Genomic DNA, 22,554 nt, shown 5'->3' on the forward strand with positions numbered 1-22,554 from the left:
TCCCTATTCACAGGTTTTCTGATAACGCGACCACCGCCGAAGGGCTGGCCGGTGCCATGCCCGCCTCTTTTAGCACCTCAAATAGCTTAAGGTTTAAGGCTAACCGCTGCTGGTGATAATGCGACGTTTCAAGCCAGGCGCGAACAATAAGCCGCACACCAACCGCGGTGAAAGCATCAATGCCGAGCTGCATCGGCGGCGCCGTTGCATCGGCATCAGCGGCAAGATGGCTTTCAAGTAACCGTAGCGCTTGTTGCGGGTCGGCACCGGCGGGCAGCAAAAAGGTAGTTTCGGCTAATTTATGCTGCTGAGAGTTTTGATAAATCTCCCCCAGCACCTTGCGATTGGGAATATGAATACGCTCACCGTCTTCTGTCACCAACACGGTTTGCGCCAGGGTAATGTCTTCCACTAGCCCGGCCCGGCCAAGCAGCTCTAAGGTATCGCCAACCGAAAAAGGCCGAGTCAGTACAATAGCAACACCCGCGCCGTAATTAGAGATGGGCCCTTGTACCGCCAGGCTTAAACCAAAAGTGGCAGCACCAATAGCAGCGATAAGCGGGCTGATGGTAATGCCAAGCTTGCCGGCAGCAATAACAATAAAAATGGCCAGAATGGCCAAGCGCGCCAAATTGGCGAAAAAGCGCACCAGGGTTTGGTCCCACTGGCGCTTATTACCGATACGGATAATGGCGCGGCCACCCCAGGCCGAAAACCACCAACCCAATAAAATGATAATGACAGCGCCCAGCAGCTGGAAGCCATACTGCACCAGATAATCAAGCACCTGCTGAGACAGGCTCTGTAAATAATCAAATTCGTTGCTCAGCATCCCTTCAACCCGAAATTGACGTTAATAACTTGTTTCCAGCTTATCGATTAATACAGGCAATTGCTTGCAAAACCGTCACTTAAAAGCGGTTCGTTGGCGTGTTAGTCAGCTTCACCCTGCTGATAGCGAAACACCGGCAAACCAATGTTGAGCCTAAGCACCAACAGCCGCAGCGCGAAGCCTGTCACCAGCGTGGTGCCGGTATTGGTAAGCTCCCCCACGCCTAATGCCGATAACAGCAGGTATAACAGCGCCGAAAAAAGCGCGACACCGGCGTAAATTTCTTTTTGAAAGACCAGCGGAATACGGTTACACAGAATATCTCGCAGCACACCACCAAACACCCCGGTAATGATGGCGGCAATACAGGCCACGCCCCAACCAAGCCCCATTGCCAGTGCGACCTGGGTACCAATAATGGAAAAAACCACCAGCCCCAAAGCATCAAGCACCAGAAAGATTTTTCTGAGTTTGGTCATCAGCGGCGCGATAAAGGTCGTTACCACTGCCGCCCCACATACCAGCAGAATATATTCCGGGTGCGCCACCCAGGTTAAGGGGTAATGGCCCAGTAAAATATCGCGAATAGAACCGCCGCCAATGGCAGTGACCGCAGCGATGATCACCACCCCAAACAGATCCATGCTACGTTTGCCTGCCGCCAGCGCACCGGTCATGGCTTCGGCAGTGATACCAAGGATATACAGCACGGTTAATAGCAAGGTCAGCTCCAATCACACCGAAAAACGCGATTATAAGTAGGGCTAACAACAGTTACACTTGACCTTTTTTGCCAGCAGATGATTATTTTTTCTAATGCGCCGTTCATCATCAGTCCCTTATAAACAAGGTACCGCTTTGCCATCTGTTTTTGCGACCCGGAGTAATCAATGAAAAAAGTCCTGCTACTTGCCGCCGCCCTACTGCTGACCGCCTGTAGTCAAGCCCCGGGTGCGGGCGATATGAAAGATATTTTAACCCGCCAATATCAGCGCCAGTTGGGGCCTGATGCGGTGCTGGTGAGAAACCTGAAAAAGGTCGATGGCAAGGCTGAGGGAAAAGACCGTTATTTAGTCGACGTAAAATACGATTTGGTGTTCTTGAAAGGCTTTGACCAACTTAGCCAGCAAGCGCAGGATAAAGCCAAAGATGGCCAGTGGCTGGGCGCGGTCGACCAAGGCTTAAACCTCTGGCAACTGCGCATGACCTATGGCGATGTAAAAAGCGGCGACGTCAAGCACGTTGCCAAGCGCTATAAACTCGTCAAAACCGATGCGGGTTGGGACTTAGCCGATAACTGGCCCGAAAACTGAGCGGGCTTATCGCATTTCGCTATGACCACAACTCGCATATTCAAAAACCGAATAACGATAGTGCTTTTGTTTATATAGAATCGGAGTCTTCTCAGGCGTTTAGATGAAGGAGCGGTATTATGGGCGCGCTGACCCGGCCAAGCATTGAAGAAATCTATCTCGACACCAATGCCACTACCCCAGTACTACCCCAAGCGGTGGTTGCAGTTGAACAAGTGATGCAGGCACTTTACGGGAACCCCAGCTCAACCCACATTACCGGCCTTAAAGCCCGCCACTTGATGGAAAGTACCCGTGACCTGGCCCGCCAGGTTTTGGGTGCCAGCAGTGGACATCTTATCTTCACGTCCGGCGCTACCGAAGGCATCCAAACAGCGGTGGTGTCAGCACTGTCTTCGGTCAAAAGCCAACCGGCGTTACTTAACAAGCCTAAAAAGTTACTGCTCTATGGCGCCACCGAACATAAAGCGGTACCTAACACCTTAAAACACTGGAACCAGCTGCTGGATATCAACGCCGAAATTGTGCCGATCCCGGTTAATCAGCAGGGGCTGTTGGATGTTGATTTCATTCGCCGCCACGCCAAAGATGCGTTGATGATTTGTACGATGGCGGTCAATAACGAAACCGGTGCCCGCCAAGACCTTAGCGCCATTGAGCAGGCTATTCGCAGCGAAAATAAAGCCTGTTTATGGATGGTGGACTGTGTACAGGCACTCGGTAAAACCGACCTCGCCTTAAGTAACACCAGTATCGACTATGCACCCTTTTCCGGGCACAAACTCTATGCCATGAAAGGCATTGGTTTGCTTTATGTCCGTGAAAACGCGCCCTTCTCCCCTTTTATTGCTGGTGGCGGCCAGGAGCAGGGCCTGCGCTCTGGTACCGAAAACCTGCCCGGCATTGCCTCGCTAAAACCGATTTTAGAGGCGCTATTAGACCCCGAACATAAAACCTTCCGCTCTTTAGCCACCTTAACCGCCTTTCGCCAACAGCTGGCCGCGGCGCTTCAAAAGGCCTTTAGCGGCCTGGTGTTTAACAACGATTTTTCCGTAAGCGTGCCTACTACCCTAAATTTTTCGGTGAAAGGTTTTGCTTCTAAAGAGCTACTTGACCTTTTCGACGCCGCCAATATTCGTGTTTCCAGTGGTTCAGCCTGTTCGTCGGGCGCCACCCGGTCTTTTGTGTTGGATGCCATGGGGCTGCCGGCCTGGCAGAGTGAGTCGGCTATTCGCTTATCCTTTGGCCCGGCAATGACGCAAGCGCAGTTAGATGCCGCTTGTGAGCGTATTCAACAGGCCAGTGACGCACTTCGCTATTCGTGTCGCCACCCTGGCCATTTACGCCCAGAGCAGGCGATAGACGGCTTACTGCAATTAAAAAGTGGCGCCGATTGCTGTTACCTTTTGATTAACCAGAGCCAGTGCGTGGTGATTGACCCGGTCGAAGCTCTACTGCCACGGATAATTGAAACAGTGCAATGCGCTGGCCTTACCGTCAAAGCCATACTCGACACCCATAACCATGGCGACCATATCTCTGCCGCTGACGCCTTGAGCCAAGCCTTGGCACTGCCTCGCATCGATGTTGACGCCCTCGGCTGGCCCCTTAACGCTACCAAGGGGGAGTTGGGTTTGCCGGCCATCGAAATTGGCAACAATGTCTTAAGCCGTTTAGCAACCCCTGGGCATACCGACGATGCGGTTGCGCTGTTACTCAGCAGTAATGGCGTAATTAAAGCTGCCTTTGTTGGCGATACCGTGCTTCATGGCGGTCTTGGCCGCACCGACTTTGCCAGCTCCGACCCCGTAGCGCTTTACCAAAGCCTTAAACGCTTAAGCGACATACTGCCTGCCAAAGCACTGCTGCTACCCGCTCACGATTACCACAACTTGCTGTTCACCTCTTTTGAGGCAGAGCAGCGCAACAATCCGCTACTGGCAAAGGTGTTAGCCCCAGTGTCGATGATGGACGCTTTAACCTTTGCTAAAGAGAAAACGGCCTTGGATGCGGCCCTTGAGTCGCCGAGCCAAGGCACCGAGATCCGCTGCGGCGTCACCAACCTTGAGCTGAAACTTAGCGCTGAACAAGAGCTGTGCCTGGACGACCTTGCCAACCTTGAGCGGCCGTTACTGATTGATGTTAGGGAAAGCCACGAACATCACCTGCAGCATTTTAATAATGATGACAGTGCGCCGTTGTCGCGGTTAGCGCAGTATCTGTTAGAACATCCGGAAGATACGCCGTTGGTTTGTTACTGCCGCAGTGGCTCTCGCTCACAATTAGCGGCCGCAGCCCTTACCCGCCTTGGCCGCAAGGCCTACCACATCAAAGGCGGTGTGGCGCTCAGTCAGTAGTGCCAATGATATTGGTTGCAACCTAACCGGCTCTGGCAAACAATCATTAAAAATAACAAACGGATAAGGTAGTGGGATGTTTCAACAAATTGATCATGTAGTGCGTATCGTCGGTTTAGTGCTGCTGATCCTCGGTTGGCTGCTTAAAAGCCGAACCACGATGCTGGTGGGTGGTTTGCTGATATTTGCAGCGGAGTTTTTGAGCGGCGAGTTTGCTGGTGCGCTGAAAAAAATATCCCACTAAAAAGGGCGCGAAAGCGCCCTTTTACTTACAACCCGTCCCATAGTGCTTGTCGCAGGTTCACCTTACCGCTTTTGGTTATTGCAACTCCCTCACCCAGCAACAACTGATGTTGCAAGAGGTGGCCTTGGCTGTCCCTTATTGAGCAGGCCCCTTGGGCATTAACCACCCGGTGCCAGGGCAGTTCCGCTGGGCATGACGCCATGTAGCGCCCCACTAATCGCGGGTTCCAACCAAGGATAGAGGCTAATTGCCCATAGGTTGCCACTTGGCCAGCAGGAATTAAGGCCACTAGCGCATAAAGGCGAGCAGGTTCAGTACGGGTAGTCATAGCCGCAGCGTACCAGCCTTGTTCGCCCCATAACAGCGCCGAGGAGGTTGTTACTTTTCGAGGTAAGACTGACCTTTACAGAAATGCTCGACACAAGGACTGGCAAAGCGTTTCTCTAAACTTTTTAAGGTGGCAATTTTTTGCTGAGAATCCAGTAACAATAGTTGGATATCGGCTTCTTTTACGCCGCCCTTGCGCACATGAATGGGCATAGGCACAGCACTGCCTTCCCCCATCGACTGCACCACTTGCCGGGCCTGGCCACAACTCATCACATACTGGCCTTCAAAGGTATGGCGGCTTGCTGCCCAATAATTCCATTGCATTTGAAAGCTATCGGCTTTACCAGCGCACCAATATTGGGTAAGCGCCACCATTTGCCCTAAATGGTAATCTTTGGCCCGCACCCCCGGCATCACGATTTGGTTGATATCGGTGGTCGCCACCTGAAAGGTGCCCATATTCATCCCTTTTACACGAGACTTGGAGATACCAACGTATTCAGGATGTTGCCAAGCTGTCTTTACCGACTCACGCGCTGTGTTGGCCGGTTCCGTCACATAGCCCATGGTGGTGAGGTTTTGAGCGTCTTTATGCGGCGGCGCGTTAACGCCGGTAGTCGCTTGCGATGACGTATTTGGCGCGGGTTCAGTCCTGGCAGACTCACTGTTGGCACACCCCCAAAGCAGTATGGATGTCACGAACAGCACCCCTCGTTTTTTATTTGGCATGGCGGCGGTCTCGGATATTGGCAAGCAAGTATTTTTATTAACAATATGATAGCAAATCACTGGCGGATTTGTGCTTTCATACAATGTCTTATCAGATGGCATGGGTTTTTATGGAGCCGTTATGGCGCCCCTAAAAACACCACTAGCGGCCCTTTGATTCCACAAAATAACTGACATGGCTACGCGGCTTTAGGTAGTCGAATACCGCTTCGGATAAGGCGCTGGGTTTAACAACCTTGGTGATAGTTAATTCGGCCTCAGATAAGTCGACAAAAGCCGCCTGATCCCTGGGCACTGTTGGGTCATAAAGCAGTATGGTTGGACTGAGCAGCTTGCTGGAATTGACGGACATCACCAAGCCAAACTGCCCGTCACTTAGCTGCACCACGGCCCCTGGCGGGTAAACCCCAAGCACACGAATAAAGTGCTGCAACATCACTTTATCCAGACGGTGACTTTCGTTCTTAAACAGATATGACAGCACCGCATGCGGCGATAGCCCAGGTTTGTCGCGGCGCCCGTGGCAAAGATTGTCATATTCATTCGCAACCGCAACCAAACGCGCTAGCGGGGTGATTTGCTCCTTTTTTAAACCCTTGGGATAACCGGAGCCATCAATGGCTTCATGGTGCTGGGCGATGATGTTCAGCACATCGGCAGGAAAATCAGTTAAGGTTTTAACGATCTCTAACCCGTACTGGGGATGCTGTTGCAACAGTTGTTGTTCGGCGTCCGTTAGGGCCGCCACTTTTTTTAAGATCTCGGGTGCCACCCGTACTTTACCGAGATCGTGAAACAGCCCACCAAGGCCAGCATACTTCATCTGGGTTTCATCCAGGTCGGCGGCATGAGCCAATAACATCGACAGCACAGACACATTAAGACTGTGGCAGTAAAAGCCGTCATCAGCCTTCGGCTCATTCATTAAATGCAGTACCAAATCACTTTGATCGTTCAGAATATCAACAACTTCAGCCACCACGGCACTGGCTTCTTCGAGTGCCGCAACCGGCCGGCGCTGCATGTCTTGCATCACGGCTTTAACGTTACCCAAGGCACGTTGAAATTCTTGTTCGGTACGCTGTAACCCCCGCATATACGCTTGCTGGCGCTCAATTTGCTCTTGTTTCAACGCAAAAGCGGCCGCCTTATCTTTGGCTAAACGTTCATCATCTTCAGCTGGCTCTTGCGCCGATTCGCTGTCTAACTGCACCGGCTTTTCGCCCAACGGTAAAGGCGAAGTATCAGAGCGCTCGGGGATCACAATTAACTTCTCTACCCCTAAGCTTTTTATCAGGGCAATTTGCTTTTCTGTTTTGATTTTAAAGCGATTAAACAGAAAAGGGTGATGCGCCCAGCGCAGTGGCACTATCACATAGAGCCCAAGGCAAAGCTGTTCAACTTTGATAGGGAGTTTGGTTTTATTGAGTAACACAACCGCTCGCTCTTTTGATGTTCTCTCAAGAGCATAGATGATGCCGACGATGCTTTTATCAAACCCTAAAAGCAACATTCCATTAAAATAATGAAAACAATTATCAGTAGTGATAAGGTCGACGCCGTTATTCACAGGCCAACCTAAAACACCATGCGTAGAACCCTTTGGAAATGGCACGGCTACCTTGGACTAACAGCTGCTATTCCGCTGTTGGTAATAGCGCTAACCGGCAGCGTGTTGGTGTTTAAAAAAGAGCTCGACAGCGTACTGATGCCAAGCGCCATTGAAGCCCAAACAACACAGCGGCTAGCAATGGGGCAACTTAAAACAGCGGCACAAGCGCAATTGGGCGAGCATGAAATACTGGGCTGGCAACCTGGAGAACCGGGTTATACCGACTTACTTTATGTCGCGAAACTCGGCACCTACCAATGGCAAAAAGCCTACCTTGACCCAAGTTCAGGCGCCCTTGTCCGTTCTCCCGCGGCTTTACAAGACGACATTACCGACTGGCTATTAGAACTACACTTCACCTTTTTAAGCGGGCCAATCGGCATTGCGGTGGCAGGCGTGACAGCGGTGCTGCTATTAGCGCAGGCCATAAGCGGCTTTATTTTGCACCGCCGCTTTTGGAAAACCTTTTTTACTCTGCGCCTCAAGAAAAGTCTGAGACTGCTGCTAAGCGATGCCCATAAAATGCTGGGTATCATTGCAGCGCCGGTTTTTTTGGTGCTTGGCATCACCGGTGCCTGGTGGAATCTCGACGAATTTAGCGAAGCCATTAACAAGGAAGATGACAGCATCTACGCCTTAAAAGGCCGCTATTACAGTGACCAGATAAACCTCGATACCTTAATCAGCAGCGCACAACAGCAGATCCCCGGCTTTCAAACCACCTACATCCGTTTTCCCGATAAAAGCTACCCTGGCATTCACCTGTTTGGCCACCCACAAAACGCTGGTGCCTTGCGTAGCGGTGCTGGTTCTATCGTCAGTTTTGACGACCAAACCGGGGCGGTAACCGGCCAATTTCCCGCCGCTAAAGCCAACTGGCTTTACCAACTCAAAGACAGCTTCGAGCCACTGCACTTTGGCACCTTTGGCGGCCTTATCAGCCGCGTTATCTGGTGCATTGTTGGTTTTATCCCTTGCCTACTGGCTTTGTCTGGCTTTGTGATGTGGCGAAAGCGCCTTAGCCGCTAGGCTTGGTTTTAGCGCGGCGGCTGGACGCTTTCGTTGTACTGCTGGTCGGCGTTGCGGGCTTTTTCGCAGCCCCGCCCGCGCGGGGCTGCGCCTTGGTGGCAGTGGTGGTTTTGGCTGCTGGCGCCGCTTTCTTCACGGCAGTGGTAGCCTTAGGCTGGCTACTGGGGCTTTTAGCACTATCGGCAGAAGCCGCTTTTGGCTGGGTATTTTTAGCCGTAGCGGCGGGTTTTGCCGCCGCCTTAGGCGTTACCTTACTGGCCGTTGTTTTTGTCGCTGGTGCCGCTTTGGTAGTAGCCGGTGCCGAGGTGGTTGGCGCCGTCTTCACTTCGGTGGCCGCTTTAGGCGTTACCTTACTGGCCGGTGTTTTTGTCGCTGGCGGCGCTTTGGTGGTGGCCGGTGCCGGGGTGGTTGGCGCCGTCTTCACTTCGGTGGCCGCTTTAGGCGTTACCTTACTGGCCGGTGTTTTGGTTGCTGGCGCCGCTTTAGGTGCTGTTGGTGGCGTATACGCCTTACTGTGCGTTTGGATAAAGGCTTTCACTTTCGGCCCCACTTCTTCGCGGAAACGGCGGCCGTTAAAAATACCGTAATGCCCTACCCCTTGTTGTACATAGTGCTGTTTGCGACTCGCCGGAATGCCACTGCACAGCTTCTGGGCCGCTTCTGTTTGGCCCATGCCGGTAATGTCATCAAACTCGCCTTCAATGGTCATCAGCGCCACTTTTTTGATGGCGCCAGGGTCAACCACTTCACCACGGTAGGTCATTTTGCCTTGCGGCAACTGATGTTCAATAAAGACCTTTTGTACCGTTTCTAGGTAGAAATCAGCAGGTAAGTCCATTACCGCCAAATATTCGTTATAAAAGGCGCGGTGCGCTTCAGCACTATCACCATCCCCGGCGATAAGATCTTCATAAAATTTAAAGTGCTTACGGATATGCAGATCCGGGTTCATCATCATAAAGCCGGATAGCTGAATAAAGCCCGGATATACTTTTTGCCCCATACCGGGATATTGCTCGGGAACGGTACACACCACGTTTTCTTCAAACCACTCAAGGTCGTGGTCAGACGCATAGTCATTCATTTCGGTGGGATTAATGCGGGTATCAACCGGGCCACCCATCAAGGTCAGGGTTAGAGCCTGTTTACTGGCGTTTTTCATCGCCATGCGAGTACAGGCAACCAACACCGGCACCGACGGCTGACATACCGCTAATACGTGTACGTCTGGCCCCAGTAAGTCAATAAATTCAATAACGTAGTCAACATAGTCATCAAAGCTCAAGCCGCCTTCGCTCAGCGGCACTTCCCGGGCGTTAACCCAATCGGTGATATAGACCTCGTGGTCGGGCAAGAAATGCTCAACAGTGCCGCGAAGCAAGGTGGCGTAGTGCCCTGACATGGGGGCAACAATCAATAACTTAGGGTCATTTCGATGGGTAAAGCGCTTAAAATGTTTTAACTCGCAAAAGGGGTGAGTACTGACAATTTGCTCTCGCACCATCACTGTGGTGCCATCAATTTCGGTGGAGTAGAGGCCAAATTCGGGCTTTTCGTAGTTATTGGTGCAGCGCTCTACAAACTCGACCCCCGCGAGCAAATAACGCCCCGTTTGCGTATAAGGCGCCACGCTCCAGGGCAACGTTAACTGCTTCTTCAATGCCTGGGCCCAAAGATGTAAGGGCTGCATGGCCTGTAAGGCGGTGGCATGAATTTCATATAGCATCGCAACTTCCCCTGTTAAAAATGGTAATAAGCTCGGACACTTATCAAGATAGGCGTCAAGTTGCGGCTGGGCAATTTTTCATCAGCAGGCTTTGACATGGGCCAATAAAAAAGCCCCTGACGGGGCTTTTTTTACTGATTGGCACGAGCACTGCAAAGCTGTATGCGCTCCACCGTTCCTTTCAGGTTTCGCTCGGCACCTTGAAAATTGAGCTTAGTGAAGAACGCATCCACATCCTGTGCTTTTTGCTCAGTACAAAAACCACTGAATAACTTCACAAAACGCTGACGGCTGGCTTCGGGCCACAGCACTTCTAGTTCAGGAAGATGCTCCTTAAACCAGGCATAAGTCGCGTCACGGCTTGCTTGCCCTGCCGCTTGGCCGCTGAGCAACATCATACGTTCATTGACCCTAAGCGCGGGCGCCAAGATAAGGTCACGGCTTTGCGCCGCCAGCTTGGGCTGTTCAACGCTTGCTAGTGCATTCAAAACCGCTTGGCGTTCAATGGCGTCCTGGCTATCACCCAACCGCTCTTTTAACCTGTCAAAAGCAGGCTGACCGGCATCTTGCACCCACACCTTTAATGCCAATCCCAATAAATCAGGGCTGATAGCCATAGGTGCATTGGCCAAATGTGCCTCTGCCGCTTGGTCAAGCTGCTGACGAAGAGGCTTGTCCTTGGCGGTTAACGCCAAGAAGGTTGCCAGTGTCGAGCGTAGCTGCGTGTCTTCTTTGGTTTCCTCGGGTTTCGCTTGTAAACCAAGGGCTTTAAGGCGAGCGCCGTACCAAAGCTGCATCTTGTTACGCAGAGCTGCTTTATCTTTGGTTTGATGTTCAAGGATAAAAGTCAGTGGGCCAAGAGGCGCAGTAGCTAGCTCACCGGCTTTTAGCGATGCCAACATCGGCACTTGCGCTAAATATTGACTCACGGAAAGAGAGCCATCGGCCAAGGCGGCATTAAAGCTATCCAGCACGGCCAAGGCTTCGGCCCGCGTTAGCGACGACAAGCTACTGATAAGCGGTTGCCAATGCTCAACACTAAACCGGTAGTAACCGGCGCCGTCGGCATTAGGCAACAGCGAGGTTGGGCAAGCCGGCAAACTGATGGCGGTGTTCATGCCGGTTAGCATCTCGCAATGGCGGTTACCGTCGCTGCTGTAGCAAAACGGCAATAGCCAAGTCCGATGCGGGTCACCTTTTGAACCCAGCGGCAAATAACGGCTCTGCGAGAGGCTCAAGCTGCCGTGGCCATTTTGGCAATGGCTTAATACGGTAATTTTCGGCACGCCGGTTTGTGTCAAAAAGCTCATAAAAGCATCGCTAACCGCCGGGTTGTTGGCCGCACTGGCAATGGCGTTGACAAAGTCACTGGCCGAGCCCGTGCCCCAAGCGTTGGCGGTCAGGTATTGATGTACGCCCTTTTGAAAGGCGGCAGGCCCAACAAAATCTTCAAACATCTTCAATACCGCCGCCCCTTTTTGATAGGTGATGCTATCAAAGGCGTTATCGACATCAGCGTTATTGTGAATAGGTTGGCGCACTTCACGCATGTTCACCAAGGAGTCGGCGCTCATGGCCCGGTGCGCGCCACGCTCAACATCCAAGTCATACCCCCAGCCCGGCCGCCACTGGTTAGCAATTTTGGCGCCGGCCCAGGTCGCAAAAGACTCGTTAAGCCAGGTGTCGGTCCACCAGGGCAGTGTGACCAAATCACCAAACCACTGGTGAGCTAGCTCATGAGCGGTAACGGCACCAAAGAGGCGTTTTTGCCAGAAGGGAGCGTCGTCCCCCAATAACAAGAACTGTTCACGGAAGGTAATGGCGCCAGGGTTTTCCATCGCGCCGGCCGCAAAGTCAGGCACCGCAATGATATCAAGCTTTTTATAGGGATAGGCAATACCAAAATACTGCTCTAAGCGGCTGACTAAATCGCCGGTATTTTCCAGTGCAAAGCGCAGCTGTTCGCCCTTGCCGTGCACCGCCACACCGCGCAGCGGAATAACATGGTCACGCAGCCCATTTTTGGCAATATCGGGGCCTTTAACAATATCCAGATCGCCCACCGCAAAAGCGAGCAGATAGGTCGGTAACGGCTTGGTTTTGGCAAATTGAATGAAGGTCCAATCGCCTTTTTGCTCGGTCTTCACTTCCGGCGTGTTCGCTACCGCTTTCATGCCGTTAGGAATGGCAAGGGTGAGATCAAAAGGGGTTTTAAAGCGCGGTTCATCAAAGCCGGGAAAGGCGCGGCGCGCGTCTATGGCCTCAAATTGCGTAAAGGCATAGCTTCGTCCTTGCTCGTTGACCTTATAAAGCCCTTCCAAGGCTTTATTAAATGGCGCTTGGTAATGCATCTCAAGGTGCAGTTTCTGCGGCTGCAAGGTATGCGGAAACTTCACCAAAATCACCCCAGACGGGTCCTTGTTGGCAATGGTGGTGCTAAGGGTGTCTCCTTTAGCCGTTGCCACTTGGATGGTGAGTTGGTCCATATCCTTGGCATGCATCCACAAATGGTCGCTCGCCTTGGTTAGCTCAATAGCGATAGAGCCTTGGCCATGGAAGTTCTCATCATTGGGATTTACCCAAAGTGTTAACTGATAACGAAGCGGGGTAACCCAGTCCGGCAATTGCCCGACCGGCACTTTTTCCTGAACTGCCGCTTGAGCCTTAGCAGTACCTTGGGCAGTAGTCTCTGCAGATGGGTCCTGGCAGCCAAACAGCCCCAGCATCAGGATCCCTAGCAACACGATGCGCATGGGTCTAATCAATCCTTTCTTATTGTAAATAAAACAGTCAATAACCTATTGCGGACACCGCCGCCGCTCATCTTTAAAACTAAAGATGTGCCAATACATACACTGCGGCGCCAAGCATCACTAACACCAACATAACGACAAAAATCAGCAGTAATGTAACTAGCATTACCGCAAGACCGCGCCAAGCACTAAAACCGTTGGCTTCTCCCAACATAATGCTGGTGGTGAAAAAGGTATAAAACGTCAGCACCGTCGATACCACCGAAATGACATACACCATGCCATGCAGCGGTGTGCTATTACGTTCTAACCACAGCATTTCCTGGCCATAGACGAGGTAACCAACAACACCGAAAATGGCGCCAACGGTGACAGGGACACCACCCCAGCTCAGCGCCGTGCGGCAAGCCAGGGCATCCGCCTGACCATCAAACCAGCGACTCACCACGCCCAAAATGGCGCCCTGCAAATAAAGCACCAATACCGAAACGATAGGCACCACCACGATGGCAATGCTCATTAGCAGCGATGGCACGTTTTTAGTGAGCCAGTAGTCGAGCAAGGTAATGTACATCGCCAGAATATAAAGCCCTACCGAGCTATTGGTCGGCTTACGCTGCATAACAGCGCTAAACGCCGCCCGCGGACGCAGCCATAAGCTAATAAGTGCTTGATAAGGCATTTCTATTCCTACGAGGATGATAACCCTGATCTTCGCAGGGGATTATTCTGATGGCAATAGCGATGTGCAGCAAGGGCACCGTGTTGCCTTAATGGGAATAGCAGAGCAGCACTCTGGGCATTCTTTGGTTGTGGGCGCTGCCGGGGCGGCGGGCTGCTCTTTTCGTTTGAGGCGGTGAACACTGCGCACCAGTAAAAATGTGGCGAAGGCGACGATGATAAAGCTCACCACATTATTGATGAACACCCCGTAACTGATGGCAACAGCGCCGGCAGCTTTAGCGTCAGCCAAGGTGGCATAAGGCGCGGCCGCTTTAGTGCCTTCTTTTATCACAATAAAAAATTGTGATAAATCAACGCCGCCCAACAACACACCCAGTGGTGGCATCAATACGTCAGAGACCAAGCTTTTGACTACCGTGGTAAAGGCACTACCGATGATGATCCCCACCGCCATATCAACAACATTACCCTTGACGGCAAACTCTTTGAATTCCTTCAGCATCTTATGCCCTTACACAACAAAGTTTATTTCTTGGTCGATGATAGACGTTTTCTGCCACCATGGGCAGAGAAGCCTTGTTCTGACGGCGTTATTGGCTAAACATTAACCCATTACCTCTATGGACCAGGAAAGTCCAATGTCTAATCCGGTACTGTTTATTGGTTGCTCAAATCCCACCGGCACAAGCGGCATTCAAGCCGACATTAAAAGTTGCCAGGCGCTAGGAGGCTGCGCCATGGCTGTGCCCACTGCGCTGTCGGTGCAAAATAGCCATGGCGTAACATCGCTGGAACTACTGCCACCCAGTTTAATCAAGGCGCAAATCAAAGCGGTGCTGGAAGATATTCGCCCTAGCGCAATAAAAATAGGCTTGCTGGGGGCTGTAACGGTGGCAAAAGCGGTGGTGGAAGCCATAACGCCCCTTGAGGGTAAAGTGCCGCTTATCGCCGACCCAGAGCTTTGGTCAAGTAGCGGCCTGCGCCATGATGCCCTAGAGGCGACAGAGCACCTCTTACCACAGTGTTTGTTAGTCACCTTGAGCCTGCCAGAGGCAACCTCTTTACTGGCCGAACCGGCCATGCCTGTGGCCAATTTGGTTGACGCGCTTAAAAAGCGAATTAACGGCGCTTTTTTACTGAGAAACACCCCGGATAACAGCAGCAAACAAATTAGCTGGCTGTGGAACGGCAAGCGTTTAACCAGTTTGTCGGTACAACATGCCGCGCCTTTGCAGCAGCATGGCCTTGATGGCACCCTGGCTGCCGCCATCACCACCGAGTTAGCCAAGGGGCGCTCGTTATCGATGGCATCCGTGTTGGCTCACCAATACCTGCAAAGCGTTATCGACAAATCACGCAAGCTCCCTCTTTGCCCCGGTAAAGCGCCACCACTTTGTCACTAACGCCGCTAAACCGGCTTTTGCGCCAACACATGGATATAGCGCGCCAGGCTTCGATAAGGCTCACGGTTGGCAACCCATTCTTCCCACGGAATGCGGGTCGCAAGGTCAGGGGCTATTTCGCCCTTTTGAAAGTAGTCGGAAAAACAGCGAATGCCGGTTTGCACCTTCAGCGTCCAACCAGCGTCTTGCAGCCAGCCATACACCTGTTCCGGCCAAAGCGGGCTATGGGGCGTCAGGCTATTATGGCCACCATACTTTCCCCGCTCTAAATGCTTAAAATTGCCACGGATAAGGTGATTAAAATCAATGCTATGGCGGTTATAAAAAAGCAGCGACAAATGGCCACCGGGGGTAACCCGCGCCATCACCGACGCCAAACCTTGCTGCTGCTCGCCAAGCCATTCCAGCACCGCATGAAACAGCACTAGCGGATATTGGCCGGTTAAATCTTGCAGCCGGGTTTGATGGCAATAAACGTCAACCCCCGTTTGGGTAAAACGCGCCCTCGCCTGCTCCAGCATTTTCTCGGCCGGTTCCGCCATTTCTACCTGGTGTCCAAGTCCGGCTAAACAGGCACTCATCTCCCCGGTACCGCCGCCCACATCCAACACCTGTTGCGGTGTCGACAAAACCTCGGCCAAGTCACGCATCAACAGGTGTTGGCGCAGCGCGCCCTTGTAACTGTCGTAAATATTCCTGTCGAATTTGGCCGCCAGGGTGCCATCAAACAGCCGGTCGCTTTTCATACAGGGTTAGGTACATCCACGAAGCGAACATCCAAATTAAAGTGGTCAGCCAAATGTTCACCCAGCGCCTTAATACCGCCGCGCTCGGTAGCATGGTGACCTGCCGCAAAATAATGAATGCCCCGCTCAGCAGCAATGTGGGTGGTGCGTTCCGACACCTCGCCGGAAATAAAGGCATCAACCCCGGCGTCTGCGGCCAGATCAAGATAATCCTGGGCGCCACCGGTACACCAAGCCACGGTTTCTATGCGCGAAGGGCCGCCGGGTAGGTGCAGCGGCGCCCGCCCCAGTTTCGCTTCAATAAAGGCACAAAAATCCACCGCATTCATCGCTACCGGCAGTTTGCCTTTTAATACCAAGGCCCGGCCAAGCTCATCGTCAAGGCCGCTGTGTACCTCAATATCCAGCAGTCTCGCCAACTGGGCGTTATTGCCAAGGCCGGGATGCGCATCCAGAGGTAAGTGATAGCCTGCAAGATTAATGTCGTGGGCCAACAGACTTTTAATGCGCTTAGCCTTCATACCGGTGATGGTTGGCGACTCGTTTTTCCAAAAATAACCATGATGCACCAACAATAAATCAGCGCCCCAGGAAATAGCTTCATCAATCAGCGCTTGGCTGGCGGTAACGCCGGTCATCACCCGCGTGACTTCCTCAGCACCCTCAACCTGCAAGCCGTTTGGCGCATAATCTTTGAATAATCTGACACTTAGCAGGTCATCTAAATAGCTAAGTAAATGCTGACGTTCCATTATTCCTCCTTCTCTGCCGCCTAGGGTAAAGGAGCCAACCGGCAGAGAAAAGTCACTCGATTAGACAGAGCTGAATAAAATCAGTATAAAATTGCCGGGTTTTATGAAGTCAAAACACGAAAACTAAAGGAAACGGCCATGGCCACTTTGGATAAAGACCAGGTGTTGGCAGAGTTCACCGCTGCTTATAACGCCAAAAACGGTAAAGACCCCGAGATTGAGCAAAAAGGCAGTTGGTATGCCGTCGACGGTGGGAAAAGCCTGCGCCTGGCAGATATCGCTGCCCTGACCGCGGAGCTAAGTGGCGCTAAAGCCGCAGCACCTGCTGAAAAAGCAGCTGCCCCCAAAGCCGCCCCGAAAAAAGAAGCAGCCAAGCCTGTTGCTAAAAAAGCCAGCAAGCCCAAAGCGGCTGCTAGCAGTAATGGTGGAATGTACCCCAAAGCCTTCTGGGAAGATGCCCTAGAACAACGGGAACATCACTGCCGCCGCCCTCGGGGCTTTTAAAAAAACGCCGGCAACTGCCGGCGTTTTTTATCACATCTGTCATCCCTTCAGGCACTCAATAGCAGCTACCAGCGGCTATCGTTTTCACAGGGAATACCGTCGTTATCGCCGTCCATCTTGGTGCCAGGACAATGAGCCAGATAAAAATTGGCTTCGGCCCGCGACCCCATTTGGCTGCAATAAACTTTACCCTCGCAGTGAAAGGTCGGTGGCGCTGGTAGCGCTTTTTTCGGTAAAGCCACCACGGTTTTTACCCGAGGCGGCTTTTTATGTTGATAGAAGTATTGAAAGGCCCCTAAACCGGCCAATACCACTATCGCTAGCTGGGAAAATTTCATGCACTTACATCCTTGTATAATGTCTGGCCTTAACATAGTGCAAAAACGCCGTTTTCGCGGCCATAGGCCTGCCATCAGTAAAATAAAAAAGCCCCGCATCAGCGGGGCTTTTTTATTTGTCACTGGGTTTTCGCGCCCTTCGTGACTGCGTCTGAGTGCTTTCCCGGGCTCGGTCACGTTTAACGGCCCGGCGAATGCGCGCCGCACGCACATACGGGTTGTCCTTCGCTTCGGCACGTTCATCCAGCACCGAACGGGTTTCCGGTTCTAAGCCAACCAGCTTGCGAAGGTAGTTGATGTCGTCTTTGGTCAGCTCTTTCCAACCGCCCTGAGGCAGTTTACGGTCTAGCTCCATTTTGCCGTACTGGGTGCGAATAAGCCTTGAAACTTTCAGCTCTTGCGACTCCCACAAGCGCCGCACTTCACGGTTACGCCCTTCAGACAGCGTGACCGAAAACCACTGGTTCATCCCCTCACCGCCGGTGCGTTTGATGCTGTTAAAGCTGGCAGGACCATCTTCAAGTTGCACGCCGCTGCGAAGGGTTTGCATGGTGGCTTCGTTCACTTCACCAAACACCCGCACCTGATACTCACGCTCAACCTGGTGGCTGGGGTGCATCAAGCGGTTCGCCAGCTCTCCGTCGGTAGTAAACAGCAGCAAACCTGAGGTGTTGATATCCAGGCGGCCAACCGCAACCCAGCGCCCTTGCTTTAGGCGCGGCAGACGGTCAAATACCGTTGGCCGACCTTCGGGATCTTTACGCGAACAAAGCTCACCTTCGGGCTTGTTGTACATCAGTACCCGGCAGATCACCTCTTCTTCACTGGCGATCGCGACCATGTGCCCATCGATACGCACGTCAGCAGTGCTATCAATACGGTCGCCCAAGGTGGCCACTTTACCGTTAACGCTAATACGGCCAGCGGCAATCAGGGTTTCAAGTTGACGGCGGGAACCATGGCCAGCACGGGCCAGGACTTTTTGCAGTTTTTCAGTCATTAAGTTGCTCTTCGAGCCTCTCGGCTGGGTTAGGCCTGTCCAAAGATCAGACTGGTGATTTATCCACAAGCTTTGCAGCAAGTGCTTCAACAATTACGCTAGCGGGAATTTGACTCAATGTTCCGGGACTTTGCTCCGGATAAAGAACCGTTGGCTTCCCACATAGTGGATCGCAATTTGCTCGCCACTGCTCATTCTGACGAAGTATAACGGTTGGACGCTCAGCCGCACATGATAAATGACCAATACCCGTGTCCGTAGTTAAAACAATATCCGCTGCATTTAGCCAGCCAACGGCATCGGCAATCGTTTCGGAAGATAAACTCGTAATTTTTGCCTTTAAATCTTTATTAAGCAGGCGTACACATTGTTCATACGCAACAATATGCCAACCATTTTTTAAAAACTCAATAACAAGCTCTGATATTTGCTCTTCTCCCATCGTATTGCCAGTTTGGCTACCTACAGGATTAATTAAAACAACAGGGCCTGCATATTGAAAAGATTTTGGATTTTCATCCAAGTGCATCTTAAAGTCTAACGGATCACACTGTTTTATTCCAAAAGCACTCATTACGCTAGCCATTCGCCTCGCGTAATGAGGTTCTTTACCATTACCTACAACGCGATCTAAAAGCGCATTTATTTCAGTGTCGTGAATACCTTTTGTCTCACATGGAAGAGCCCAAATTTCTTTAGCAGGCAATTGCTGTAATCGAACTTGTACTAGTGTCTTAGCTCTTTCACCAATATAAAGAACGGTTTCCCATGGGCCTTTACCACAGAGATCTCGCCATTGCCGGTCTGCAAGTTTGCCTTTCGTATTTATCTCAGCAAAAATCAGTCGATTAAGCCCTGGATAATCAGCAACCAAGCCAGCATTACGAGGGGAAACTAGCAAATCAATTTCTAAGTCAGGTCGATTATTTCTCAATGCCGCTAACAAAGGTAAAGTCATAGCTAAATCGCCAAGACCATGAAGCGGAATAATCAGTAATTTTCTTGAATTTGGAATAACTTGCTGAAGCCGCTGTTTGCGGGCTCGGCTTACCAGCCACAACTTATTCCACTTTTTAATATATTTTCCCACGGAGAAACGTGGTGCATCAACGGGAACACTATTTTTCATACCCTGCGTCATTAGAAACAGACTCCGTATTAATATCAGGGCCAGAAATATCCATTAGCTCAGGTAAGTCGCTAACACCTTTTAAATTCATGTCGTCCAAAAACTGGCGGGTAGTGCCATAAAGTGATGGCCGCCCTGGTACTTCTTTGGTGCCAACCACTTTTATCCAGCCACGCTCTTCAAGGGTACGGATAATCTGCGTGCTAACCGCCACCCCGCGCACTTCTTCAATTTCGCCGCGGGTAACCGGCTGACGATAGGCAACTAACGCCAAGGTTTCCAGTGTTGCCCTTGAATAGCGCGGTGCCCTTTCCACCCACAGTTTTGACAGCAATGGGCTGAGGGCGTCATCGGCTTGAAAGCGCCAGCCACTGGCCACTTCCACCAAATGAATGCCCCGAGGCCGGTAGTCTAATTCCAAGGCTTGCAGGGCTTTTACCAGTTTGGGACGCGTGATTGTATAGCCTTGCAATACACTGTCCAGTAAATCCTGCGCTGTCATTGGTCGCCCGGCAACAAATAAGGCTGCTTCAAGCACTTGCTTTAGCTGCTCGTCACTGATCTTCGCCATGGCGGATCTCCACACGAATAGGGCTTAACGGCTCGGGTTGAATAATGCGCACCGCCGCCAGCTTTTGTAACTCTAAAATAGCGACAAAGGTCACCACCACGCCGGCGCGCCCTTCTTCTGGCGTAAAAAGCGCTAAAAACGGTAAATGCTTGGCCTCAGCCAGGATCTCAAGCACCCACGCCATACGCTCACGGGTTGAAAGCTTTTCTTTGCTGACTTGGTGCTTTTCAAACATTGAAGCTCTTTTTAAAACCCCCGCCAGCGCCATCAGTAAATCGTCCATGTCCACTTCGGGTAACAGTTTGATTGGCGCGCAGCTGTCGCCAGTGTCGGCACTGGCAAGAAAAGTGTCACGGTCAACCCGCGGCAAAGCATCAATGTCTTGGGCAGCTTGCTTGATGATTTCGTATTCTTGCAAACGGCGAATAAGTTCGGCCCTGGGGTCAATTTCTTCTTCGCCGTCTTCGCTGGTGCGCCTTGGCAATAAAAAGCGCGACTTGATTTCGGCCAGAATGGCGGCCATCACCAGGTATTCCGCCGCCAGCTCCAACTTCAGCTCCTGCATCAATTCCACATATTCCATGTATTGGGCGGTAATGCGGGCAATGGGCATATCAACAATGTCAATTTTGTCGCGGCGAATAAGGTAAAGCAGCAAATCGAGTGGGCCTTCGAAGGCTTCTAAAAACACTTCCAAGGCTTCAGGCGGGATATACAAGTCTTCGGGCAGCTCGGTAAAGGGCTGCCCGTGCACAAAGGCCAGCGGCAAAGGCTGCTGAACAGGTTGAGTTGGCGCGTCCTGGCTCATTGAAAGGGTGTTACGTCTCCGGAACCTACCCTGACAATGTCAACGGCCTCTTCGCTCATGTCAATCACCGTGGTGGGCTTTTCGCCCAACACGCCACCATTGATAATGAGGTCCACCTGATTTTCCAGCCCAAAGCGAAAATCTTCTGGGTCGGCTTCGGTAAAATCATTACCCGGTAAAATCAGCGAGGTCGACATCATCGGTTCGCCCAAGGCTTCCAATAATGCCAAGGCAATGGCGTTATCCGGCACCCGCAGGCCAATGGTTTTGCGCTTCGGATTGAGCAAACGCTTTGGCACTTCCTTGGTCCCTTTCAAAATAAAGGTATAAGGCCCCGGGGTATTATTGCGCAGCAAACGAAAAGCCTGATTATCCACTCGCGCATACAAAGACAATTCCGACAAGTCTTTGCAAACCAAAGTGAAATGGTGATCGTCTTGCAAGCGGCGAATACGTACTATGCGCTCCAACGCCCCCTTGTCACCCAAATGGCAACCCAAGGCATAGCCAGAATCGGTTGGGTAGATAATAACGCCACCACTGCGAATAATTGCCACCGCTTGGCTAATGAGCCGTGCTTGTGGATTTTCTGGGTGAACATAAAAAAATTGGCTCATAAAGACTCCCTTTCCCAGACTGCGCGGCAATCGGCCGGCAGGTAAAGGTTGCGCCCAAGCTCCGAATAAGGGCTTGGATAATGAAAATCTGACCCTTGAGACCCCGCCAATTGGTGTTCTTTGGCCAGGTCGGCTAAAAAGCGCCGCTCATTTTGTGGTTGCTGGCACTGCGCCACTTCAATGGCCTGGCCTTGCATCGCAGCAAAATCAGCAATCAACTGGCGTAGCCATTTGCCGCTTAATCCATAACGGCCAGGATGGGCTAATACCGCCACACCACCCGCTTGGTTGATAGCAGCAATGGCCTGTTGCATCTCTGGCCACGGCGGCGGCACATAGCCGGGGTTACCTCGGGTCATGTACTTTTTAAAGACCCCTTGCATGGAGCTAGCCTTGCCAAGCTCCAGCAGGTATTGCGCGAAGTGGGCGCGGGTTAAGGTGCCCTCTGCGGCATAGCGCCGGGCACCGGCTAATGCATCCGGGATGCGCGCCTTTTCCAAACGCCGGGCAATTTCTTCGCCCCGCTGTTCTCGCAGCAGCGCTTGCTGCTCAATCAGCGTAACCAAGGCATTGTTGGTGGGGTCAATCCACAAGCCTACTATATGTATCTCTTTGTTTTTCCAGCAAGTAGAAAACTCAATACCCTCGATAATGGTCAGCTCAGTGCCACTGGCGGCTTGCTGGGCTTCGCTTAAGCCGGCAACAGAGTCATGGTCGGTAATGGCAAGATGCGTCACCCGCCGCGCAATAGCGCGGTTAACGAGCTCTGTGGGGCTGAGGCGACCATCAGAAAAATGGGTATGGCTGTGAAGATCGTAATGCATGGCGCCATTCTACCTGAAATAAGCCGTTGACAACGGTAAAAAACCGCTTTAGTTTGAATGCAACTTTTAAGACGGCTGAGAACGACCTCATGCAAAACCAAGCAATTAACCTCATCTGGTGGTGGCACAACCCATAAGCGGGCTGTGTGCTTGGTCGTATCCGTCAAAGCATTCTAAAGGCCCGCACTGAGCGGGCCTTTTTCGTATCAAGAGCATGAAAATATGAATACCTTTGCAAGCAGCATGAAACTTT

Annotated in this window: 24 protein-coding genes and 1 other annotated feature (1 of these 25 cut by a window edge); of the genes, 6 read left to right on the forward strand and 18 right to left on the reverse strand. The window is 51.8% G+C overall.

Annotated features, from left to right (window positions below; translation table 11 throughout):
* Positions 1 to 7: 7 nt before the first annotated feature.
* Both DW350_RS11545 and DW350_RS11550 read right to left on the reverse strand, forming a co-directional pair.
* The gene (locus DW350_RS11545) at positions 8 to 832 is read right to left on the reverse strand and encodes a mechanosensitive ion channel family protein (RefSeq protein ID WP_115719012.1); all 825 of its coding nucleotides are present in this window, start codon (positions 830 to 832) and stop codon (positions 8 to 10) included.
* Positions 833 to 933: 101 nt separating this feature from the next.
* On the reverse strand, positions 934 to 1,554 hold the full coding sequence (locus DW350_RS11550) for a trimeric intracellular cation channel family protein (RefSeq protein ID WP_115719013.1): 621 nt from the start codon (positions 1,552 to 1,554) through the stop codon (positions 934 to 936).
* Positions 1,555 to 1,722: 168 nt separating this feature from the next.
* On the opposite strand from DW350_RS11550, the gene DW350_RS11555 reads away from it, so the two are divergent.
* The 3 genes from DW350_RS11555 to DW350_RS19520 all read left to right on the forward strand — a co-directional run bounded on the left by DW350_RS11555 (position 1,723) and on the right by DW350_RS19520 (position 4,746).
* On the forward strand, positions 1,723 to 2,145 hold the full coding sequence (locus DW350_RS11555; protein WP_115719014.1) for a hypothetical protein: 423 nt from the start codon (positions 1,723 to 1,725) through the stop codon (positions 2,143 to 2,145).
* A 119-nt stretch (positions 2,146 to 2,264) separates the two neighbouring features.
* Complete coding sequence (locus tag DW350_RS11560) at positions 2,265 to 4,502, forward strand: aminotransferase class V-fold PLP-dependent enzyme (protein WP_192954659.1); 2,238 nt, start codon at positions 2,265 to 2,267, stop codon at positions 4,500 to 4,502.
* 76 nt (positions 4,503 to 4,578) lie between these two features.
* A complete protein-coding gene (locus DW350_RS19520; RefSeq protein WP_192954660.1) occupies positions 4,579 to 4,746 on the forward strand; it encodes a hypothetical protein in 168 nt (55 codons plus the stop codon).
* 25 nt (positions 4,747 to 4,771) lie between these two features.
* Here the strand turns inward: DW350_RS19520 and DW350_RS11565 are convergent, their stop codons facing one another.
* The 3 genes from DW350_RS11565 to DW350_RS11575 all read right to left on the reverse strand — a co-directional run bounded on the left by DW350_RS11565 (position 4,772) and on the right by DW350_RS11575 (position 7,240).
* The gene (locus DW350_RS11565; RefSeq protein ID WP_115719015.1) at positions 4,772 to 5,074 is read right to left on the reverse strand and encodes an MGMT family protein; all 303 of its coding nucleotides are present in this window, start codon (positions 5,072 to 5,074) and stop codon (positions 4,772 to 4,774) included.
* A gap of 50 nt (positions 5,075 to 5,124) precedes the next feature.
* Positions 5,125 to 5,775: a hypothetical protein gene (locus DW350_RS19455; protein ID WP_152032975.1), complete on the reverse strand. Its 651-nt coding sequence runs from the start codon at positions 5,773 to 5,775 to the stop codon at positions 5,125 to 5,127.
* Positions 5,776 to 5,947: 172 nt separating this feature from the next.
* Positions 5,948 to 7,240, reverse strand: a complete 1,293-nt coding sequence (locus DW350_RS11575) for a cyclic di-GMP phosphodiesterase (RefSeq protein WP_192954661.1) — start codon at positions 7,238 to 7,240, stop codon at positions 5,948 to 5,950.
* A 153-nt stretch (positions 7,241 to 7,393) separates the two neighbouring features.
* Here DW350_RS11575 and DW350_RS11580 point away from each other — a divergent pair, with 153 nt between their 5' ends.
* Positions 7,394 to 8,446 carry a PepSY-associated TM helix domain-containing protein gene (locus tag DW350_RS11580; RefSeq protein ID WP_115719018.1) on the forward strand — a complete coding sequence of 351 codons (1,053 nt, stop codon included), beginning with the start codon at positions 7,394 to 7,396 and terminating at the stop codon, positions 8,444 to 8,446.
* Here DW350_RS11580 and DW350_RS11585 read toward each other — a convergent pair.
* The 4 genes from DW350_RS11585 to mscL form a co-directional block, all read right to left on the reverse strand.
* On the reverse strand, positions 8,436 to 10,172 hold the full coding sequence (locus tag DW350_RS11585; RefSeq protein ID WP_319018091.1) for a polyhydroxyalkanoate depolymerase: 1,737 nt from the start codon (positions 10,170 to 10,172) through the stop codon (positions 8,436 to 8,438). The genes DW350_RS11580 and DW350_RS11585 overlap by 11 nt on opposite strands.
* Positions 10,173 to 10,303: 131 nt before the next feature.
* The gene (locus DW350_RS11590) at positions 10,304 to 12,925 is read right to left on the reverse strand and encodes a M1 family metallopeptidase (protein ID WP_115719019.1); all 2,622 of its coding nucleotides are present in this window, start codon (positions 12,923 to 12,925) and stop codon (positions 10,304 to 10,306) included.
* A gap of 79 nt (positions 12,926 to 13,004) precedes the next feature.
* A complete protein-coding gene (locus DW350_RS11595; RefSeq protein WP_115719020.1) occupies positions 13,005 to 13,607 on the reverse strand; it encodes a YIP1 family protein in 603 nt (200 codons plus the stop codon).
* A 42-nt stretch (positions 13,608 to 13,649) separates the two neighbouring features.
* Positions 13,650 to 14,111, reverse strand: coding sequence for a large-conductance mechanosensitive channel protein MscL (gene mscL / locus DW350_RS11600; RefSeq protein WP_115719021.1), 462 nt, complete (start codon positions 14,109 to 14,111; stop codon positions 13,650 to 13,652).
* Between the two features lie 136 nt (positions 14,112 to 14,247).
* On the opposite strand from mscL, the gene thiD reads away from it, so the two are divergent.
* Positions 14,248 to 15,012 carry a bifunctional hydroxymethylpyrimidine kinase/phosphomethylpyrimidine kinase gene (thiD, locus tag DW350_RS11605; protein WP_192954662.1) on the forward strand — a complete coding sequence of 255 codons (765 nt, stop codon included), beginning with the start codon at positions 14,248 to 14,250 and terminating at the stop codon, positions 15,010 to 15,012.
* A gap of 5 nt (positions 15,013 to 15,017) precedes the next feature.
* Here the strand turns inward: thiD and DW350_RS11610 are convergent, their stop codons facing one another.
* The gene (locus DW350_RS11610; RefSeq protein WP_115719023.1) at positions 15,018 to 15,758 is read right to left on the reverse strand and encodes a methyltransferase domain-containing protein; all 741 of its coding nucleotides are present in this window, start codon (positions 15,756 to 15,758) and stop codon (positions 15,018 to 15,020) included.
* Positions 15,755 to 16,510 carry a Nif3-like dinuclear metal center hexameric protein gene (locus DW350_RS11615; RefSeq protein ID WP_115719024.1) on the reverse strand — a complete coding sequence of 252 codons (756 nt, stop codon included), beginning with the start codon at positions 16,508 to 16,510 and terminating at the stop codon, positions 15,755 to 15,757. Before DW350_RS11615 ends, DW350_RS11610 begins: the two co-directional genes overlap by 4 nt.
* Positions 16,511 to 16,648: 138 nt before the next feature.
* Here DW350_RS11615 and DW350_RS11620 point away from each other — a divergent pair, with 138 nt between their 5' ends.
* Positions 16,649 to 17,014: a hypothetical protein gene (locus DW350_RS11620; protein ID WP_115719025.1), complete on the forward strand. Its 366-nt coding sequence runs from the start codon at positions 16,649 to 16,651 to the stop codon at positions 17,012 to 17,014.
* 65 nt (positions 17,015 to 17,079) lie between these two features.
* On the opposite strand, the gene DW350_RS11625 is transcribed toward DW350_RS11620, so the two are convergent.
* From DW350_RS11625 to rnm, 7 genes are all read right to left on the reverse strand, one after another.
* Entirely contained in the window at positions 17,080 to 17,352 is a 273-nt protein-coding gene (locus tag DW350_RS11625) for an excalibur calcium-binding domain-containing protein (protein ID WP_115719026.1), read from the reverse strand.
* A gap of 112 nt (positions 17,353 to 17,464) precedes the next feature.
* On the reverse strand, positions 17,465 to 18,352 hold the full coding sequence (rluB, locus tag DW350_RS11630) for a 23S rRNA pseudouridine(2605) synthase RluB (protein WP_115719027.1): 888 nt from the start codon (positions 18,350 to 18,352) through the stop codon (positions 17,465 to 17,467).
* 46 nt (positions 18,353 to 18,398) lie between these two features.
* Entirely contained in the window at positions 18,399 to 19,493 is a 1,095-nt protein-coding gene (locus tag DW350_RS11635) for a glycosyltransferase family 9 protein (protein ID WP_115719028.1), read from the reverse strand.
* On the reverse strand, positions 19,471 to 20,052 hold the full coding sequence (scpB, locus tag DW350_RS11640) for an SMC-Scp complex subunit ScpB (RefSeq protein ID WP_115719029.1): 582 nt from the start codon (positions 20,050 to 20,052) through the stop codon (positions 19,471 to 19,473). The genes DW350_RS11635 and scpB overlap by 23 nt, the downstream gene beginning before the upstream one ends.
* Positions 20,036 to 20,860, reverse strand: a complete 825-nt coding sequence (locus DW350_RS11645; RefSeq protein ID WP_115719030.1) for a segregation and condensation protein A — start codon at positions 20,858 to 20,860, stop codon at positions 20,036 to 20,038. Before DW350_RS11645 ends, scpB begins: the two co-directional genes overlap by 17 nt.
* Positions 20,857 to 21,477, reverse strand: a complete 621-nt coding sequence (locus DW350_RS11650) for an L-threonylcarbamoyladenylate synthase (RefSeq protein ID WP_115719031.1) — start codon at positions 21,475 to 21,477, stop codon at positions 20,857 to 20,859. The genes DW350_RS11645 and DW350_RS11650 overlap by 4 nt, the downstream gene beginning before the upstream one ends.
* Positions 21,474 to 22,301, reverse strand: coding sequence for an RNase RNM (rnm, locus tag DW350_RS11655; protein ID WP_115719032.1), 828 nt, complete (start codon positions 22,299 to 22,301; stop codon positions 21,474 to 21,476). Before rnm ends, DW350_RS11650 begins: the two co-directional genes overlap by 4 nt.
* 249 nt (positions 22,302 to 22,550) lie before the next feature.
* Positions 22,551 to 22,554, forward strand: a sequence feature (Trp leader region); it runs 97 nt beyond the window's last position.

It is taken from the genome of Gallaecimonas mangrovi, assembly GCF_003367375.1.
GTDB classification, from domain to species: Bacteria; Pseudomonadota; Gammaproteobacteria; order Enterobacterales; family Gallaecimonadaceae; genus Gallaecimonas; species Gallaecimonas mangrovi.